We start from the raw sequence: 18,751 nt of genomic DNA, 5'->3' as shown, positions 1-18,751 counted from the left end.
GCATACACCCGGCGCCCGTCGAAGCTCATAGCTGCATCTGCTGGTATGGTGGCCTATGCCAAACCCAAATCTAGTCCAGCGCCGCGTATAAATCTGCTGGTCGTTGTTGGCGTGTATCCTTTAGTTGTAACTTTGGTTGAACTACAAAGGGGTAGGGCACTTCCCCCTTTTGGCTTTACTAAAATGGTTTTTCAGCCCGCCGAGGCTTGCCGCACGTGCTTCCTGTGATCGTCCAAGATACACGTCGCGCCCCTTGCGGCTATGTCACAGGCGTTCAATAGGTGATGAAAACCTGATCTGGAAGCTGGCACCGTTTTCGGGTGCCAGAGCTTCGATTGTCGCGTCTGCTTGCCGCAATACGGCTGCGACGATAGACAGGCCCAACCCCGTGCCGCCCTCGTCACGCCTGGTGGTAAAGAAGGGGTCTGTAATTCGGGCGCGGTTTCGCGGGGAAATGCCGGTTCCGTCATTCGACACGATCAGGCTGTTGGAGTCCGGTTCAAATGTAACAGTGACCCGTGTTGCCCCATTCTGAAACGCGTTCTGTATCAGGTGGTGCAGGATGATCTGGCCCTGATCTATGGACAGCGGCAGGCGCAAACCCGGCGGCGCGTTCAGCGTGATGTCCTGATCAGAAAACGCGACGGCTGCGGCGGTCACGATATCCGAAAGCGGTGTCGGGTGCGGGTCAGATTGAGTGCTGGCCCGGGCAAGCTCGCGCAGACGGGCCAGCAATGCGTTCATGCGCAGGCCCTCTTCCTGGATATTGCGAACCAGCTTTTGGCTGCGCTCGCCGGATACGGCGGAGGGTCCATCCGACAGCAACTCGGCTGCACCCAGAATTGCGGTGACCGGTGACTTCAACTCGTGCGTAACGTGGCTTGTATAGGTTTCGATGGCTGCGGATCGTTCGGACAGGGTCGCCGCCATGGAAGCGACGTTATTGCCCAAATCCGCAAGCTCCCGCACGCCAAAATGGTGCACAGGGTCCGGGGCCGGTTTCAAGCCGCTGGCGACATCGCGGCTCTGGTTACTCAGGTCGCGGATCGGCTTTGAAATCAGCCGCCACATCAACCAGCCGACACCCGCAGCCGACAGCAGCATGAACACGGCGACAGAGGCCAGCATGACCCGTTCCTGATACAGGAATTTCCGAAGGTCCATGGGGGTGCGCGACAGATAAACCGCGCCTATGACCCGGTCTTCCAAAATCACGGGATGTGCGACAAACACACGATAGCCCGTGTCGCGGCTGATCGAGTTCAGCACGTGCCGTTTGGATTGGTCGTCCCGATACCGCAGTAATGAGACGGTTTGCCCCTGCAGCGCCTGAACCACTTCCGGGACATGTTCGAATGACCCGCTCACCGACCCGCTGCTGGCTATGACCTGCCCGGAATGATCCAGAAAAACATAACCTGACAGAGTTGTTTTCTTGGCCGCACTCGCCAGTTCAGACAGCCGTTCGGACATCACTGCATAGGGTGCATCCAAGGGCCGGTCACTTGCAACCGGGTCCGGTCGCGGCGGGGAAACTTGTCCGCGAAACAGGTCGAGACGCGGTGGGATAGGATGATGATCCTGAGCCAGATGTTCGATTTGTTCGTCTGATAATCTGTGGCCGTATTCCGGCACTGGCTGGTTTTCGGAAAATCCGGCGGCATAGAGTTCGGCGAAGATGACGGCCTGAGACAGCAGGCTGCGTTCGGTTTCGCGTGCAAACTGGTTGCTGGAAAGACGCGCGCCCAGAACGCCGATAATCGGAAGCGTTACAAGCGCCATGCAGACCAGTGAAACGACCAAGGCAAGGGATGGCCGCCATTTTTGCGTTATCGTCAGCACTGACAGCTGCCCAACTTTACCCCGACGCCGTGGACGGTCTGGATCAGGTCGGGATAGCCCAGAGCGCGGGCTTTCTGTCGGATATTGCGGATATGGCTGTCTACAGTTCGGCCAGAAAGATAGGTGTTCTGACCATAGACCAGCTCGATCAGCTGCGCGCGTGAATAGACCCTGTCCGGCGCTTTGGCGAGTATCGACAGGACTGAAAATTCGATCCCGGTCAGTTGCACCTCGGCCTCGGCAAGGGTGCAGCGATGGGCGTCCTGATCCAGACGCAGGTCCTGATATACCGTGGCGTCGACCGGTGGCTTTGATGCGCTTGCGCGGGCAAGGATGGCTTTGATCCGCAGGACCAGCTCGCGCGGGCTGAAGGGTTTCGTGACATAGTCGTCGCCGCCAAGCTGAAACCCAAGAATGCGGTCGATCTCATCGTCGCGGGCGGTAAGAAACAGGATCGGTACGGTCGAGAATTTGCGAAGTTCCCTGCAGGTCTCCAAACCGTCCATGTCCGGCATGCCGATATCCAGTATGACAAGGTCGGTCGGGGCTCTGTCAAATTGGTCCAGCGCGCCCTGACCGGTTGCGGCTTCAGTTGTTCGAAAACCGGAATCCTCCAGCGCGAACCGCACGACATCGCGAATACGGGCGTCGTCATCTGCGATCAGAATGTGGTTCACCATGCGCCTCCGCTGTCGAAGTTTCACCAAAGTCACGATCAGAGACCATACTGCCCTTGATCGGGTCAAGAGAACCCTGCGCCGAAGCGCGCAGCGGCTGGCGGTGCCGGACGAAATCATCGCCCAGCCACCATGCATCCGTGCGCAACTTGTAGGGAACGCCCCTCATACCCGCACCCTGCGAATGCGGGACAGGCGCAGCATGCCCAGTGCCATCAGGATCATCAGTCCGAAAAGCGTTTGCGGTTCCGGCGTTGAGGAGCCGCTGAACGTGGCATTTGGGTAGGCACCCGGACCAACGCCAGCAACCTGCGGCAACGCCACTGCGGTGGGTTCAGCCGACACTCCGCTGTCGTTCACAACCGTCTTGGACACCGCGACAAACGAGGTATAGCGCGTCTGAAGGTTGAACTGCAGTCCAAGATCGGTGATCTGCGCCTCAAGCTGTTTCGGGTTTCCGCTTTGCACGGCCATGGCCCGGTCGAGATCGGCGATTTTTGTGCGCGCCCATGTTAGCGGGATCGCTGTGCCGTGACCCGCGCCGTCCGTTTCTTCAGGCGTTGATGGCAGAACCGGCGACAGCGGCATTTGCGCCTGTGCCCCTCGGACCAGCCCGTTGATCGTGATGTCACTTGGCCCGCCGCCCTCGTACCTTGCCAATACCCGGATGGATCCGCCGTCGAACAGGTCTGGAATGCGTTCCGGAACCACGTCGGTGACGTGCAGGTCGCCCCAATCGACCGAGATATCCGTCAGAACCGGAGATTTCAGATCCCGCGCCAGCATGTCGGCCACATCAGACGCGTTTTCGGTTGGGTCGACATACCGGGCATAGCCGCGCCCTTCCTCGGCCATCGCATCCAGAAGATACCGGTTCACCGCAGTGCCGACGCCAAAGGCGTAAATGCGGGCATCACCGATCTGCTGACGGATCGTGCGCAGGACACGTGCCTCCTGGCCGATATAACCATCGCTGAGGAAAACGACGATGCGCAGGGTATTTTCCGGCTGCCGCGTCGCAAAAGCGTGACGGATTGCGTTGTCGATCTCGGTCCCGCCTCCGGCCTGCAGGCCCCGGACAAAGCGCAACCCGGCATTGATGTTGGCATGGGTGGCCGGAACCGCGTTCGACGTGAACTCGGATGAGCCAGACGAAAACCGGATGACGCGGAAATAATCCTCCGGGCGCAATCCTTGCAGGGCCGCCTCCATAAAGCGTTTGCTGGCATTCAGCGGGTCACCGCCCATTGATCCTGACGTATCCAGCACAAAGACCAGTTCCCGCGCGGTAATCTGATCTGCCTGCGGTATTTTCGGCGGCTCGATCAGAAGGGAGACAAACCCTCCGCGCGCGTCATGATGGGCGAGAACGCCTGCGCTTGTCTGATCGCCGCCCAGTTCATAGCGTAGAACAAGGTCACGATTGTCGATGACCCGACCGTCCTGGAACACGGCGCTGATCGTGTCGCCAGACTGGGTGACCTGCAGGTCATGCGTGGCGCTTGTCAGGGCAGAGACAGGAACAGCCGCGCTTAGGTTCAGGTCCAGCGAGACGCGGGCAGGGTCTATGGTGTCGGAAAGGGTCAGCCCGAACACCGGTGGATATGCTGGCAATTCAGACACCTGCCAGCCGTTGATTTCGTGCACCTGTTCCGGGGCAGGGGCATCCTCGGTAAACTCGGCCAGCGTCGCGGTATCCGACCCCCGGTCAGAATTCAGCGCCCCTTGATAGCGCGGCCCAACGACCAGCGGCAGGACCAGCTCATAGGCGTCATCTATCTTTGGAACAGGCTGCACATAACTTAGGGTCACCGTGATCGGCTGCCCCGGCATCAGGTTGGCAACTGACTGCGTGAACATATTGGGTCTGTGCTGGGTCAGAAGCGCTGCGGCTTTTCCGTCTTGTTTGGCCTGTTCGAACGTCTCTTCGGCTTCATGTTTGCGCTGGATCTGTGCCTCGACCACCTCGTCGCCGACCTGCATCTGCATCGCAAAAACCGCAGCCTTCTGGTTGAGCGGGAACAGGTATTCCGCCGACATCGGTTGGTCCGAAGGGTTTACGAATTCCTGCCGAACCTGAACCGTCGCCATGTCGCCCTGAATATCGACCTTGAGGTCAGATTTCAGCATCGGCAGGTCCAACTGGCCCGCACTGCCTGTTGCAACCAGCCGTCCCGCGATGTCGTCCTGCTCTTGCGCGTAAGCAGAGCCAGTCCATAGCGCGGGTAATGAGATAAAGAGAATAGCAATCTGGCGTATCATATGTCCGTTCCTTTGATGGTTTGAATGTCGAGGGCCGCGATCGCCGCGGCGTCCAGCGCGCTGCGCAGTTGGGTGTCCAGGGTCCACGGGGTGATCCGTTGCACGCTGCTCCAGGTGCCGCCGGATCCGTTCATCCAGCGCCAGATCGCCTCGCCCACGCTGGGGGTGACCTGCCCCCCTTGCGAGACATAGCTAACCGCCACCAGCCAGGCGTTCCCATCCGGTCCGGTGGCCTTGTAATAGGCGCTGGGGATGCCGTCATAACGGGTGCCGAGGAACCGCACCGTGTATCCCAGACCCCGCAGACAAATCTCGGGTGCATGAAGATGGCGCAGCGGTGCGCGGGTGCTGACCACATTCAATCCCAAGGGACCAAATTGTGCCTTCTGCGCTTGTCCGCCATAGGCTTCGAAATAGACCGCTTCCATCTTGGTCAGCGGCACGTTTCGGGCCACGTGACCGTGAATCTGCGCAGGCAATGGTGGTGCCATAACACTGCCCGACACATCCACCGGGTCGGCCTTTAGCGACACGATGGCGACACTGCCGATCAAACAGGCAAGACCCACTATTGCTTTGATGGGCTTGGGCAGGGACATCGGTTGTCGCCGCAAAAATGCACGGCGCGCCCCTTTTGGGCGGGGCCGATAGAATAGGGCAAAGGGTGCAACCGTCAGGCCCAGTGTGACCAGACCGATCAGCGTGTGCCAAGGTTCGGCCATCACATCCAGATCATGCACAAGACCCGCCGCCAACAGGGAAATGCGCAGGCTGTTGCCCAGCGCGGCACTTCCGATCACGGCCAACAGGCTGAGGCCGCTGATATGCCAGCGCGGGCGCATGACGGCGTTTTGCGTGACCACAAAGGCCATGGACAGCAAAAGACCCGAAGCCCCGGAACAGGGCAGGTCCACAAGAATGTCCTTTTGCTCCAGGGTGATCCGCACGCCGTCACAGACAACGCCCGGATAAAAAACCCCAAGCATGTGGCAGGACAACTCTGCCGAGATCATTTGCAGCGGAAATCCGATCGTGCGCTGAAGGACCATTTCCGTTGGCAAGGAAAACAGGAACAGAACGGCCATCCAGAACGGCGACAGCGCAAACGGCCGCCGATCCAGCCGCAACAGACCAACCAGCGCAAATACATCCAGAGCAAGCGCAAGCGCGCTCAGGATATTGACCGCAAGAACCTGCCCCAGCAGCCGGATGAGTGCGGAGAGCAACAGCAAGCCGATCACCGGGACCTGAGTGCCTGGCTTTGTCGGTGGGCCGCTTATCAGGCTCAGGCCGCTCAGCCCGACGATCAGCAGAATGTAGATATATCCGTAAGAGTCGTAGGCCGGGCTAACCCAGCTTTGGACCAGCCAGAGCAGGGGCTGAGCGGCCAGAATTGCGGATGCGGTCGCAAAGGCGCACCATAAAAATATGTCTGAGATTGCGTGTTTCATGCCGCCAGTTTTGGGCGGTGATTGCGCAGTTCCCCTGCCCAACATGTGCAGATTTTGATGAGATGCCGGGCACCGAAGAAAAGACTGAACGCGCGGCAAGGCTTGAAGCCCAATATCATATTGAAAACGAACGGGCTTTGACCTTCGAACCATCGACCGTACCGATGGCGATACAAGTGCCGCAATCAGATTTCGCCCGCGTGTCTGGATGTCTGTTTTGCAACTGGAAAGGTCGCAAGTATTTCAGCGCCAGATCGGTGCTGAAATATTTTGCCCGCAAGAGGTGCCGCCGTCTGATTCTCAGGCTGCGGAGAATTGGGAAGCCGGTGTAAATCCGGCACTGCCCCCGCAACGGTAAAGAAGGTCAGGTTCGGCAATCAACCACTGGGAGGAGGATCCCGGGAAGGTGTCGAAAACGGGCGCAAGCCCCTTCCGAGTCCGGAAACCAGCCTCGCAGATATGCCAAACCGCGGGTGGCGGTGGGGGGCTTTGGTTTCGGACGTGATCCTCGCACGGTTCCGGGCGGCTCTCCTGTGTCATTCGCCCAAGAAATGCCGCACGGTGCGGCAGGAGAGCCAGAAGTGAACAGCATTCAAAGCCTGTTGGCGCGACGAAATCCAACCCATGCGTTGGAGCAGGCGTTTTATACCGACCCTGCGATTTTTCAGGCCGATCTCGACGCCATTCACTACCGCGAATGGTTGTTTGCCATTCCCGCCTGTGAACTGGTGAAATCGGGCGATTACGTCACCTATAATGTGGGCGCCTATCGCGTGATCATCGTGCGCGGGGCCGATGGTCAGATCCGCGCCTTTCACAACACCTGCCGTCATCGCGGCTCGGTCATTTGCAAAGCCGCCAAAGGCAATGCGCCCAAGCTGGTGTGCCCCTATCATCAATGGACCTATGAGTTGGACGGCTCGCTCTTGTGGGCGCGCGACATGGGGCCGGATTTCGACCCGTCGAAACATGGGCTAAAGACCGTGCATTGCCGCGAGCTGGCCGGGCTGGTCTATATCTGTCTGGCAGAGGATGCCCCTGACTTTGAGACCTTTGCCGAAGTCGCGCGTCCCTATCTTGAGCCGCATGATCTGGGCAATGCGAAAATGGCCTTTGAAAGCTCGATCGTCGAGAATGGCAACTGGAAGCTGGTCTGGGAAAACAACCGCGAATGCTATCACTGCGGCGGTAACCACCCGGCGCTGTGCCGAACCTATCCCGACGATCCCAGCGTCACCGGTATTGGCGAAGGGGGTGAGACCCCGGCCCACCTGCAGGCCCATTTCGACCGTTGCGAGGCGGGCGGGATTCCGTCCAACTTCCAGCTTAGCGCGGAAGGGCAGTACCGCGTGGCGCGGATGCCGCTGAAAGAGGGTGCCGAAAGCTATACGATGGATGGCAAGACCGCCGTGCGCCGGTGGCTGGGGCGGGTGCCTTTTGCCGATGCGGGTGCGCTGCTCCAATTCCACTATCCGACAACCTGGAACCACTTTTTGCCCGACCACTCGATCGTGTTCCGGGTCACGCCGATCAGCCCGACCGAATCCGAGGTCACGACAAAATGGCTGGTCCACAAAGATGCGGTTGAAGGCGTGGATTACGACCTCAAGCGCCTGACCGAGGTCTGGATGGCCACCAATGACGAAGACCGTCGTGTGGTCGAGGACAACCAGCAGGGCATCAACAGCCCCGCCTATGTGCCCGGCCCCTATTCGCCAACGCAGGAATCCGGCGTGCTGCAATTCGTCGATTGGTACTGCAACACCCTGTCGGCGCGCCTGAGCCCCGACACCATCGCCGCGGAGTAACGCCATGAATGACCTCAGCCCCATGGCCCGCACCTGGGAAGATGGCGAGATGCTGGAATGTGTCTCGGTCGTGCCCGAGATGCCGAATACGGCCAGTTTTACGTTCCGCGCGCCCTCGGGGGCGATGTTCGCCTATCAGCCGGGGCAGTTCCTGACGCTGGAAATTCCCGCACCCGGTCAGCCGGGCGGGGTGGTGCACCGGACCTATACGATCTCGTCCTCACCCTCGCGGCCCCGTACGATCACCATCACGGCCAAGGCGCAGCCCGACAGTATTGGTACGCGTTGGATGCTGGACAACCTGAAACCCGGTGCGCGGCTGAAAGCCATCGGCCCGGCGGGGCTGTTCACCAATGCCGAAAGCCGGGCGCGCAAATACCTGTTTATCTCGGCCGGGTCAGGCGTTACCCCGATGATGTCGATGACCACCTGCATGTGGGATGAGGGGCGCGATCTCGACATCGTGTTCATCAACTGCGCCAAACGCCCGTCCGAGATCATCTTTCGGCAACGGCTGGAGCAAATGGCCAGCCGGACTGATGGTCTGGACCTGAAATTCGTGATCGAAGAGGCCGACCCCTACCGCCCCTGGACCGGCTATCAAGGGCAGTTCAACCAGCTGATGTTGGGCCTTATGGCGCCCGATTACCTGGATCGTGAGGTCTATTGCTGTGGGCCTGAACCGTTCATGCAAGCCGTGCGCGATGCGCTTGCCGGTCTGGGCTTTGACATGGACCACTACCATCAGGAAAGCTTTGGTGCCCCTATTGAGACCGAGGCAGATCAGCCCGATCTGGATGATGTCATCCCAGACGATGGTAGCAGCGCCGAGATCCTCTTTGCCGCGTCAGGTGTGACCGCCAAGGTTGCCGAAACCGATACGGTTCTGGCCGCGGCGCGTTCGGTCGGCCTGAACATCCCGTCAGGCTGCACCTTCGGCGTCTGCGGGACCTGCAAGGTCAAGAAAACCTCTGGTGATGTTCACATGGTTCACAATGGCGGGATTTCCGAGGATGACATCGAGGCAGGATATATTCTTGCCTGCTGTTCTAACCCGATCGGAAAGGTCGAAGTGGAGGTTTAAGCCAAAGGGGAAGCGCAACATAGCGCTTCCTTTGACAATGGGCCGCCCTGCGGCGTGCAACCGCCAAAAGCTAGTGTGGACCCTTGCCGAATCAACCCGGTTCCTATTTTGTCGCTGGGATGGTTCCTAACCGCTGTCGGCGGGAAAGGATAAAAGGGAATACGGTGCGACCCGGTCAAACGGGTCAAGTCCGTGACTGCCCCCGCAACTGTAGGCGGTGAGCGACCCGAGATCGTCCACTGGACATTCGTCTGGGAAGGATCGGGACAGCGTTGACCCGCAAGTCAGGAGACCTGCCATCCGAATATTGAAGAACCTGGGCGGGGTGTCCCAGAGGGAGATGACAATGTCTAAAGCGGTTGCGCCGCCCATTGTCTTGCACTCGCCTGTCCCCCGTCCGCGTGAAGGAGGTGATGCGTATGTCATTGCATAATTGTCTGGTCCGGCCCCGCAAATCGCGATGGGGAAACGCGGCCTCAATGCTGTCTGATTGCGCTTGTCTTACCCCCTGCGAGGCAACCCCATGACGCGCCGCGCCTCAAATTATGCCGTGGGCCAACGCGGGCGCTGCCTGACCGAGTTCAGCGTGCCGGTTCTGGTCGCGGGTGCCTTGGTGCTGTCTGCGCTGCTGTGGCTTGCGATTTACATGGTGATCTGATGACGGCTGTTCTGCAAATCCGCGATGTGACGCTTGGGTACCGCGATCTGACGTTGTTCCGCCGACTGACGATGGATATCGAAGCCGGAACTACTCTGGCCGTGTTGGGTGCTAACGGGTCGGGCAAAAGTTCGTTCGTGAAAATGCTGCTGGGTTTGATGGATCCGCTGTCGGGAAGCCTGAACTGGCCCAATGGACGTCCGCGCGAAATCGGTTACCTGGCACAGATGACAGAGTTTGACCGCCGTTTCCCAATTCGCGTGCGGGACTTGGCGGCAATGGGTGCCTGGCGCGGGTTTGGATTTCGGTCAGGGCTGGACAACGCGGCGCGTGACCGGATGACCGCTGCGCTGGATGAGGCTGGAGTGCTGGATATCGCTGACCGCCCGATTCACATGTTGTCAGGTGGGCAGTTGCAGCGCGCCTTGTTCGCGCGCGTCATCATGCAGGACGCTCCGCTGATCCTGCTGGACGAGCCCTTTGCAGCCGTTGACCAAAGCACTGAGGCGCATCTGCTGTCGATTATTCATCGCTGGCGCGACGAGGGACGCTCTGTCGTGTTGGTGGTGCATGACCTGTCTTCGGTACTGGACCATTGCAGTCACGCCCTGCTTCTGGGCGGGCAAGAGGCCACGCATGGTCCGGTGGACGATGTACTGACGCCGGATCGTTTGGTTGCGCAGGGGTATTTGTCCGAAAGCCAGGCGTCCTGGATGTTCCGGTCCAGCCCAAAACCGCAGGAGCCCGCGCATGTTTGAACTGCTCAGCGAGATGTGGAGCTTTGCCTTCATGCGCCGCGCCTTTGTGGTCACGACCGTCTTGTCGGCCTCGGTCGCGCCGGTTGGGGCGTTCCTTGTTCTGCGGCGTCTGTCGCTGGCGGGCGAGGCGATGGCGCATGCGATCACACCGGGCATTGTCATTGGTTTCGTGACCGCTGGCCTGTCGGTCATGTCTTTGCTGGTCGGCGGTCTGATCGCGGGCGTCGGTGTCGCCATGCTGACGGCACTGTTGGCGCGCAGAACGATCCTGCGCAGCGATGCCAGCCTTGCGTCGCTCTATCTGATCGCGCTGGCGGTCGGGATATTCATCCTGTCCGCCGCTGGGTCGGCTGTTCCGTTGAAAAGCTTCCTGTTCGGGTCGATCCTTGGGATCGACGACGCGTCGATGCTGCTGGTGGGCGGGGTGGCAACCGTTACGCTGGTGACCTTTGCGTTCATTTTGCGCCCGTTGATCGTCAGCACCTGTGACCCGGTGTTCTTTGAAACTCAAACAAGACGGCCTTGGCTGGTCGATCAGGGATTTATGCTGCTGCTGGTGCTGAACCTGCTGGCCGCGTTCAAGACTTTGGGTACGCTGATGGCTGTGGGTCTGATGATCCTGCCCGCGACTGCCGCGCGGTATTGGGCCAGCACCATTACAGCTCAACTGGTTCTGGGCTTCGTTTTTGCGCTGTCCAGTTGTTGGATCGGACTGACCCTGTCTTATCTGTTCCCAGAGACCCCGTCCGGCCCGGCCATTGTTCTGGTTGCAGGGGGAATCTTCCTGATCTCGGCCATCTTCGGCCCACTTGGATTTGGCAAGAGAGCCCGCAAACCAGCCGTTTCCAGCGACATACCCGTTGCCCAGATTCAACAAGAAGAGAAAGCCCAATGACTCTTATGAAATCGCTCTATGCCGGCATCGCCTCGGCTTCGCTTGCCCTGGTCGCATTTCCGGCCCTTGCAGGTGAGGACGACGTCCAGATCGTGGCCAGTTTCTCGATCCTCGGGGACATGGTCGAAGAGGTCGTCGGCGATCTGGCCAATGTGACGACGATCGTGGGCCCGGATGCAGACGCGCATGTCTATCAGCCTTCGGTCGCCGACGCCAAAGCCGTGGCCAAGGCAGACATCATCTTTGTCAACGGTCTGGGCTTTGAAACATGGTCCGACACGCTGATTTCGGAATCGGGTACTGATGCGACGGTACACGTCGCCACAGATGGGATTGCTCCGGTCAAAGTCGACGGCGAAATCGACCCGCATGCGTGGAACTCATTGTCGAATGGGGTGGTCTACGTGACCAATGTTGCGGATGTTCTGAAAGCGGCGATGCCAGAGCACGCGGATCAGATCACGGCCAATGCTGACGCCTATATCGCCGAGCTTGAGGCGCTGGACACTGAGACCAAGTCCAAGCTGGCGGATCTGCCTGCGGACCGCCGCACCGTCGTGACAGCGCATGATGCGTTTGGATATCTGGCTGATGCTTACGGCCTGACCTTCCTGGCCCCCGTCGGGATCGACACCGAGGCGGAGCCATCCGCAAAAGATCTGGCCGTCCTGATCGACCAACTGAAGGCCGAAGGTGCAGCCGCCCTGTTTGTGGAAAACATCACCAGCCCGGCTCTGGTTCAGCAAATCTCGGATGAGACCGGCATCGTCATCGGCGGCCGCCTGTTCTCGGACGCGCTGTCCGAGCGGGGTGGCCCGGCGACCAGCTATCTTGCGATGTTCCAGCACAATCTGGGTACGCTGATGAACGCGCTGGGCGAACCGGCAAGCTGATTAGAAGTTTCTTCGCGAGGTGGTCAGACTTACTGACGCCTCGCGGACGCATTGAACCGGGGCCAGAAAGCTCCGGTTTTTTCTGTTCTGCCGTTTGGCGTGTTCAGGCGCGCTTTTCACCGATGGTGGTAACGCCCAGCACCGAAAGCACCTTGGCTTCGATTTGTTCGGCATTCATTCCCGCCACGGCATACATGTCCGCCGGGCTTGCCTGATCAATGAAGATATCGGGCAGAACCATCGACCTGTATTTCAGGCCGTGATCGAACACGCCTTCGTCCGCCAGCAATTGCGCCACGTGAGAGCCGAAACCGCCGATCGCACCCTCTTCGATGGTGATCAGAGCCTCGTGATTGGCCGCAAGGTCCAGAATCAGGTCGCGGTCCAAAGGCTTGGCAAACCGGGCGTCCGCAATTGTTGGCGTGATCCCGCGCGCTGACAGGGCCTCGGCCGCTTTTTGCACTTCGGCCAAGCGCGTGCCGAAGGACAACAACGCCACGCGCGCTCCTTTCTGGATCAAGCGCCCCTTGCCGATTTCCAGAACCTCACCGCGTTCGGGCAGGTCCACCCCGACCCCTTCGCCGCGCGGATAGCGGAAAGCGATTGGTCCGTCGTCATGGGCCGCTGCCGTGGCAACCATGTGCACCAGTTCGGCTTCGTCCGCGGCGGCCATGATGGTCATGCCGGGAAGATTGGCGAGGTAGGCAATGTCGAATGACCCCGCATGGGTCGCCCCGTCTGCCCCCACAAGGCCCGCGCGGTCAATCGCGAACCGGACCGGCAGGCGCTGGATGGCCACGTCATGCACGACCTGGTCATAACCGCGCTGCAAAAAGGTCGAATACATCGCGCAGAACGGCTTCATCCCGCCCGCAGCCAGGGCCGCAGCAAATGTCACGCCGTGCTGTTCGGCAATCGCTACGTCAAAGCAACGTGAGGGGTAGCGTTCGGCAAACAGATTCAGGCCGGTTCCATCCGGCATTGCGGCAGTGACGGCAACGATCTTGTCGTCCCGCGCGGCCTCATCCACCAGCGTCTTGCCAAAGACCGAGGTATACGATGGCGCGTTTGACGGCGCTTTCTTCTGCTTGCCCGTCACAACATCAAACTTGGCCGTTGCATGGCCCTTGTCGCGGGCTTGCTCTGCCGGGGCGTATCCCTTGCCCTTTTTGGTCAGCACATGGATCAGGATCGGACCTGTCGCCCGCGCCTTGACCGTGCGTAGAACCGGCAGCAACTGGTCCATATCGTGACCATCAAGCGGGCCGATATAGGAAAACCCCAACTCCTCAAACAAGGTGCCGCCGACCGCCATGCCCTTGAGCATTTCCTTGGCCCGTTTCGCGCCCTCGCGGAAAGGTTCCGGCAGCAGTGAAACAGCACCCTTTGCAGCCGCCTTCAGATCGTGAAACGGAGCCTCGGCATAAATTCGGGACAGGTAATTGGACAGCGCGCCAACCGGCGGGGCAATGCTCATCTCGTTGTCGTTGAGGATCACGATCAGGCGTTTCTTGAGGTGACCTGCATTGTTCATCGCCTCGAACGCCATGCCTGCCGACATTGAGCCGTCACCGATCACGGCAATCGCGTCGCCCAATCCTTCGGGCGTAACGCCCCCCAGATCGCGCGCGACCGAGAACCCAAGTGCCGCACTGATCGAGGTCGAGCTATGCGCCGCGCCAAACGGGTCGTACGGGCTTTCGCTGCGCTTGGTGAAACCGCTCAAGCCGTCTTTCATACGCAAAGTACGGATGCGGTCACGCCGTTCGGTCAGAATTTTGTGGGGATAGCACTGATGCCCAACATCCCAGATGATCTTGTCGCGCGGCGTGTCAAACACGGCATGCAGCGCCGTGGTCAGTTCCACCACGCCCAGCCCTGCGCCCAGATGCCCGCCGGTGACCGACACGGCCGAGATCGTTTCCGCCCGCAGCTCATCCGCAACTTGACGGAGTTGCGCGTCCGAGAACTGCCTCAGGTCCGCGGGGCGGCTCACAAGGTCCAGCAAGGGCGTGTTCGGGCGATCTGACATTTGGCGCGTTCCTGGCTTAGCTGTCCCGGGCAATAACGAAGCGCGCGGCGTCCTTCAAGGTTTCCGCAGGTGCCCCATAAACTTCAAGCGCGTCGCAGGCCCGATCCACCAACTCGGCCGCCCGGCGCTTGGCGGTGTCCAGACCGAGCAGCGACACAAAGGTTGCCTTGCCCGCCTCTGCATCCTTTTGAAGACGTTTTCCGGCGATCGCCGCGTCCCCTTCAATATCCAAGATGTCGTCAGCGATCTGAAAAGCAAGTCCAAGATCCCGCGCGTATCGGCGCAGGGGGTCGGGATCCTCGCCAGCCAAACGCGCACCGGCACAGGCCGACCATTCGATCAAGGCACCTGTCTTGCCAGCCTGAAGCCGCGTAATCTGGTCCAGTGACAAAGGCGATTTTGCCGTTTCCGCCGCAATGTCCAGCGCCTGACCCAGCACCATGCCCTGGGCACCGCTTGCCTTGGCCAGTGTCAGGGCCAGTTCCGCGCGTATCTCGGCCGATCCGACCTCGGGCCGGGTGCACATCTCAAACGCCAGGGTTTGCAACGCATCCCCGGCCAAAACCGCCGTTCCCTGATCCCATTTCACATGGACCGTCGGACGCCCCCGGCGCAGGTCATCGTCATCCATGCAAGGCAGATCATCGTGAACCAGAGAATAGGCGTGCAGCGCTTCTATCCCCGTTGCGGGCCAAATGGCCTGCGCCGGGTCCACACCGTGCAGCCGTGCGCTTTCCAGAACCAGAAATCCACGCAGCCTCTTGCCGCCTTCGGTGGCATAGGCCATCGCACGGGTCATATCCAGATCATCCAGCGCGCTCAGAACCAGATCGAACTGTTTCTGAATCCGCGCGGCATCCCGTGCCAGAATGTCCTGAAACATTTACTGACCTTCGACAGGAGTCGTCCCGGTTGGCTGACCATCCGCGTCCAGCGTGATCGCGGCCACCTTTTCTTCGGCCCGCTTCAACTCGTCCTCGCAGCGCTTTTTCAAAGCCGCACCGCGTTCATATAGGGCAATGGACTGATCCAGCGCCACATCGCCGCGCTCAAGTTGACCAACAACGGCCTCAAGCTCTTTCATCGCTTGTTCAAAAGTCATCTGATCTACAGGAGTATCGGTCATCGGGCTGCTTTCATCAATTCTTCCACATGGGCGCGCGTGGCCTCGGCCAGTGCGTTCAGATCATACCCGCCTTCCAGAGTCGAGACGATACGCCCGTCACAACATTCATCGGCGATCTTGCACAGCTCGGCCGTGATCCACGCGAAATCGCCGGTCGACCAGTTAAGCTCTGCCAAAGGATCGTCCTGATGCGCATCGAAACCCGCCGAGATAATGATCAATTCCGGCTTGAACGCGCGCAGGCGCGGAAAGGCTTGGGATTCATAAGCCGCACGCATCTCTGTTCCACCGGATCGGGGCGGCAGCGGAATATTCAGAACCGTATCGTAAGCCCCTGTTTCATCCGGACGTCCGGTGCCGGGCCACAACGGTATCTGCTGGCTGGTTATGACCAGCGCACGCGCCTCGTCCCACAGCAAATCCTGCGTGCCATTTCCGTGATGCACATCAAAATCCACCACGGCCACCCGACTCAACCCGTGGTGATCCAGCGCATGTTTGGCAGCCAGCGCCGCATTTCCAAACAGACAGAACCCCATCGCCGTTTCAGATTCGGCGTGGTGCCCCGGCGGGCGGATTGCACAAAACGCATTCGGACAGTCGCCGCCCAGAACAAGGTCGACCGCCCGAACAACAGCCCCAGCCGCGCGATACGCCGCATCCACCGATCCCGGCGACATGAACGTGTCACCGTCAATCTGCCTGTACCCCTCCGTCGGACGACTGCTGCGAATGTCCCGAATATGACTTTCGGGGTGAATGCGCAGCAGGTCATCATCCGCAGCAAGCGGAGCCGTCCTTCGGTCCAGATCCAACGATTCCAGTGCATGAAGAATATGCTCAAGCCGCGCGACCCGTTCGGGATGCCCGTCCGGGGTCACATGTTCAAGACAATCCGCATGAGTCAAAAGAGCAGTCTTCATCAGGATCCGATCTTCATCTGGCTATAAATATCCTCGCCGAAGGCATAAAATCGCCGCGCAGCGGCAAAATCAATCCGGGGCCAACATATATCCCGCCCCGCGTACTGTCTGCAGATAACGGGGTTGCTTTGGGTCCTGTTCGATCTTGCGGCGCAGCCGGGTGATCTGGACATCCACCGCGCGTTCCTGTGCCTGCCCCTTGTCGCGGCCCAGATCCTCGACCAGTTTGGCGCGGCTGATGGGTTCTCCGGGCTGGGCCGAGAAAATCTTCATCAACTGGCTTTCGGTTGCGGTCAAACGCACGGGGTCTTCGCCCTGCCACATCTCGCCCCGCTCTACATCATAGCGGATCGGTCCAAGTATCAGAATCTTGCTCGCTGCTTCTTGCGCCGGGGTCTCGGGCATGCGCCGCAGAATTGCATTGATGCGCAACAACAGCTCTTTTGGCTCAAACGGCTTGGCCAGATAATCGTCGGCCCCGGCCTCAAGCCCTGCTATGCGGTGTTCGGTTTCACCGCGTGCCGTCAGTAACAGGATCGGCGTCGCGTGTGTCTCCCGCAGAGCCTTGGTCAGGCTGACACCGTCTTCGCCGGGCATCATGACATCCAGAACGATCATGTCGAAATCCAGACCCGACAAAACCCGCCGCGCATGGGCTGCGTCCCGCGCGGCTGTGACAAGAAAGCCGTTCCGCATCAAAAACTTCTTGAGCAGATCACGGATGCGCTCGTCATCGTCAACAATCAGCAGATGGGCGTCCATATCGCTCATGAGGTGGTATCCCGCAGTTTCTTATAGGCATGACGCATATCAGCATCCATCATCGCTTCAAGCACTTTGCGAAAACCTGAAACGGCCTCGGGGCCGGCGTCCTTATAGGCGGCGCGCATCCGCACACGTTGGGCTTCGGACAATCTGGCCTCCAACTCCTCTCCCTTATCGGTTAAAAATAGGTGTCTTTCGCGTTTGTCCACGGTTCCGACGCGACTTTCCACCAGACCATCGTCAATCAGAGTGCGCAGAACGCGGTTCAGGGACTGTTTGGTGACACCGAGAATCGCCAGCAAGTTGTTTACAGTTGTGCCGGGGGCGCGGTTGATAAAGTGGATGGCCCGGTGATGTGCGCGGCCATAGGCCAGCTCTGACAGGATGCGGTCCGGGTCTGCCGTGAAACCGCGATACGCGAAGAACATCGCTTCGATACCCTGCCGCAGTTGCTCATCCGTCAGAAACAACAGGCTTTCACCGCCAAAGACCTGGGCGGGACGGGTGTCGGACATATCATGCCTCATTGGTTACTCGGGGCCGAGTTTATGTCAGCGTTATTGACATTCCAAGAGCGGACAGGTATCGAATCGCAGTTTTTGCGCAACATTATGTCCGCTTCGGACTTAATTGACGCAATAATTGGAAATCAGACCCAGTTCAGGAGGTTGCGCATGGCGGGGTATGACGATCGTGACGGTGTCATCTGGTTGGATGGCGAGCTGGTGCCATGGCGCGATGCAAAGGTCCACATCCTGACGCACGCAATGCACTATGCCTCGTCCGTCTTCGAAGGCGAGCGTGCCTATAACGGCAAGATTTTCAAAAGCCGTGAACATTCGGAACGTCTGATTGCTTCGGCCGAGGCGCTGGATATCCCGATGCCATATACGGTCGATCAGATCGAAGCCGCCAAGCAAGAGGCGTTGAAGGCCAGCGGGTTGCAGGACGCCTATATCCGGGCGCTTGTCTGGCGTGGGTCGGGCGATGACATGGGTGTGGCATCGGCCAAGAACCCGGTGCGCATGGCCGTGGCCGTCTGGCCATGGGGGGCCTATTACGGCGACGCCAAGATGCAGGGCGCCAAGCTGGACATTGCGGAATGGAAACGCCCCAGCCCTGAAACCATCCCTGTTCACGCCAAGGCTGCGGGTCTGTACATGATCTGCACCATCTCCAAGCACAAGGCCGAGGCCAAGGGCTGTTCAGACGCTCTGTTCATGGATTACCGGGGCTATGTCGCCGAAGCGACCGGTGCCAACGTGTTTTTCGTCAAAGATGGCGAGGTCCACACGCCGCTGGCCGATTGCTTCCTGAACGGCATCACCCGTCAGACCGTGATCCAGATGCTGAAAGACAAGGGCATCACCGTTCACGAGCGCCACATCCTGCCCGAAGAGATGGCAGATTTCGAGCAATGCTGGCTGACAGGCACAGCCGCCGAAGTTACCCCGGTTGGGCAGATCGGCGATTACACGTTTGAAGTCGGCGACATCACGCGCGAGATCGCTCAGGATTACGAGGCGCTTGTGCGCGCGTAGTCTGAAAAAACCTGAAAGACCTAAAACCCTCGCGTT

The 18,751-nt window shown here is 59.6% G+C and carries 18 protein-coding genes and 2 riboswitches; of the genes, 7 read left to right on the top strand and 11 right to left on the bottom strand.

Translation table 11 applies throughout. From position 1 onward, the window contains the following. Nucleotides 1-264 precede the first annotated feature (264 nt). From ACR0MS_RS07690 to xrtT, 5 genes are read right to left on the bottom strand one after another with little or no spacing between them, the layout of a single operon-like run. Nucleotides 265-1,842, bottom strand: coding sequence for an ATP-binding protein (locus ACR0MS_RS07690; protein ID WP_480571348.1), 1,578 nt, complete (start codon nucleotides 1,840-1,842; stop codon nucleotides 265-267). Further along, on the bottom strand, nucleotides 1,836-2,522 hold the full coding sequence (locus tag ACR0MS_RS07685) for a response regulator transcription factor (RefSeq protein ID WP_480571351.1): 687 nt from the start codon (nucleotides 2,520-2,522) through the stop codon (nucleotides 1,836-1,838). Before ACR0MS_RS07685 ends, ACR0MS_RS07690 begins: the two co-directional genes overlap by 7 nt. Further along, the gene (locus ACR0MS_RS07680; RefSeq protein ID WP_480571354.1) at nucleotides 2,494-2,688 is read right to left on the bottom strand and encodes a hypothetical protein; all 195 of its coding nucleotides are present in this window, start codon (nucleotides 2,686-2,688) and stop codon (nucleotides 2,494-2,496) included. The genes ACR0MS_RS07685 and ACR0MS_RS07680 overlap by 29 nt, the downstream gene beginning before the upstream one ends. Next, nucleotides 2,685-4,781, bottom strand: coding sequence for a VIT and vWA domain-containing protein (locus tag ACR0MS_RS07675; protein ID WP_480571357.1), 2,097 nt, complete (start codon nucleotides 4,779-4,781; stop codon nucleotides 2,685-2,687). Before ACR0MS_RS07675 ends, ACR0MS_RS07680 begins: the two co-directional genes overlap by 4 nt. Further along, entirely contained in the window at nucleotides 4,778-6,232 is a 1,455-nt protein-coding gene (gene xrtT, locus ACR0MS_RS07670; protein ID WP_480571360.1) for an exosortase T, read from the bottom strand. The genes ACR0MS_RS07675 and xrtT overlap by 4 nt, the downstream gene beginning before the upstream one ends. Before the next feature lie 264 nt (nucleotides 6,233-6,496). After that, nucleotides 6,497-6,700: riboswitch (cobalamin riboswitch) on the top strand. Between the two features lie 83 nt (nucleotides 6,701-6,783). Here xrtT and ACR0MS_RS07665 point away from each other — a divergent pair. The 6 genes from ACR0MS_RS07665 (at nucleotide 6,784) to ACR0MS_RS07640 (ending at nucleotide 12,328) form a co-directional block, all read left to right on the top strand. Then, nucleotides 6,784-8,040 (top strand): aromatic ring-hydroxylating oxygenase subunit alpha, encoded by a 1,257-nt coding sequence (locus ACR0MS_RS07665; RefSeq protein ID WP_480571957.1) that lies wholly within the window; start codon nucleotides 6,784-6,786, stop codon nucleotides 8,038-8,040. Nucleotides 8,041-8,044: 4 nt separating this feature from the next. Then, nucleotides 8,045-9,124, top strand: coding sequence for an FAD-binding oxidoreductase (locus ACR0MS_RS07660; RefSeq protein WP_480571363.1), 1,080 nt, complete (start codon nucleotides 8,045-8,047; stop codon nucleotides 9,122-9,124). Nucleotides 9,125-9,227: 103 nt separating this feature from the next. Further along, nucleotides 9,228-9,439, top strand: a riboswitch (cobalamin riboswitch). Between the two features lie 208 nt (nucleotides 9,440-9,647). Continuing rightward, nucleotides 9,648-9,782 carry a hypothetical protein gene (locus ACR0MS_RS07655; RefSeq protein ID WP_480571366.1) on the top strand — a complete coding sequence of 45 codons (135 nt, stop codon included), beginning with the start codon at nucleotides 9,648-9,650 and terminating at the stop codon, nucleotides 9,780-9,782. Further along, the gene (locus tag ACR0MS_RS07650; protein ID WP_480571369.1) at nucleotides 9,782-10,540 is read left to right on the top strand and encodes a metal ABC transporter ATP-binding protein; all 759 of its coding nucleotides are present in this window, start codon (nucleotides 9,782-9,784) and stop codon (nucleotides 10,538-10,540) included. The genes ACR0MS_RS07655 and ACR0MS_RS07650 overlap by 1 nt, the downstream gene beginning before the upstream one ends. After that, on the top strand, nucleotides 10,533-11,435 hold the full coding sequence (locus ACR0MS_RS07645; protein ID WP_480571372.1) for a metal ABC transporter permease: 903 nt from the start codon (nucleotides 10,533-10,535) through the stop codon (nucleotides 11,433-11,435). Before ACR0MS_RS07650 ends, ACR0MS_RS07645 begins: the two co-directional genes overlap by 8 nt. After that, nucleotides 11,432-12,328 carry a metal ABC transporter solute-binding protein, Zn/Mn family gene (locus ACR0MS_RS07640; RefSeq protein ID WP_480571375.1) on the top strand — a complete coding sequence of 299 codons (897 nt, stop codon included), beginning with the start codon at nucleotides 11,432-11,434 and terminating at the stop codon, nucleotides 12,326-12,328. The genes ACR0MS_RS07645 and ACR0MS_RS07640 overlap by 4 nt, the downstream gene beginning before the upstream one ends. 103 nt (nucleotides 12,329-12,431) lie before the next feature. Here ACR0MS_RS07640 and dxs read toward each other — a convergent pair whose 3' ends face one another. The 6 genes from dxs to ACR0MS_RS07610 all read right to left on the bottom strand — a co-directional run bounded on the left by dxs (nucleotide 12,432) and on the right by ACR0MS_RS07610 (nucleotide 17,689). Next, nucleotides 12,432-14,360: a 1-deoxy-D-xylulose-5-phosphate synthase gene (gene dxs, locus ACR0MS_RS07635; RefSeq protein ID WP_480571379.1), complete on the bottom strand. Its 1,929-nt coding sequence runs from the start codon at nucleotides 14,358-14,360 to the stop codon at nucleotides 12,432-12,434. 16 nt (nucleotides 14,361-14,376) lie between these two features. Further along, the gene (locus tag ACR0MS_RS07630) at nucleotides 14,377-15,243 is read right to left on the bottom strand and encodes a polyprenyl synthetase family protein (protein ID WP_480571382.1); all 867 of its coding nucleotides are present in this window, start codon (nucleotides 15,241-15,243) and stop codon (nucleotides 14,377-14,379) included. Next, nucleotides 15,244-15,486, bottom strand: coding sequence for an exodeoxyribonuclease VII small subunit (locus ACR0MS_RS07625; RefSeq protein WP_037313918.1), 243 nt, complete (start codon nucleotides 15,484-15,486; stop codon nucleotides 15,244-15,246). Then, nucleotides 15,483-16,409, bottom strand: a complete 927-nt coding sequence (locus ACR0MS_RS07620) for a histone deacetylase family protein (protein WP_480571386.1) — start codon at nucleotides 16,407-16,409, stop codon at nucleotides 15,483-15,485. Before ACR0MS_RS07620 ends, ACR0MS_RS07625 begins: the two co-directional genes overlap by 4 nt. Nucleotides 16,410-16,478: 69 nt before the next feature. After that, the gene (locus ACR0MS_RS07615) at nucleotides 16,479-17,180 is read right to left on the bottom strand and encodes a response regulator (RefSeq protein WP_480571389.1); all 702 of its coding nucleotides are present in this window, start codon (nucleotides 17,178-17,180) and stop codon (nucleotides 16,479-16,481) included. Further along, a complete protein-coding gene (locus ACR0MS_RS07610; protein ID WP_171123984.1) occupies nucleotides 17,177-17,689 on the bottom strand; it encodes a MarR family winged helix-turn-helix transcriptional regulator in 513 nt (170 codons plus the stop codon). Before ACR0MS_RS07610 ends, ACR0MS_RS07615 begins: the two co-directional genes overlap by 4 nt. A gap of 159 nt (nucleotides 17,690-17,848) precedes the next feature. Between ACR0MS_RS07610 and ACR0MS_RS07605 the strand changes: the two genes are divergently transcribed. Beyond that, the gene (locus ACR0MS_RS07605) at nucleotides 17,849-18,715 is read left to right on the top strand and encodes a branched-chain amino acid aminotransferase (RefSeq protein ID WP_480571392.1); all 867 of its coding nucleotides are present in this window, start codon (nucleotides 17,849-17,851) and stop codon (nucleotides 18,713-18,715) included. Nucleotides 18,716-18,751 lie beyond the last annotated feature (36 nt).

The organism is Ruegeria sp. CJ2 (assembly GCF_056536745.1).
Note: the sequence above shows the minus strand (reverse complement) of the source record. Positions and strands in the feature narration are given on the sequence as shown.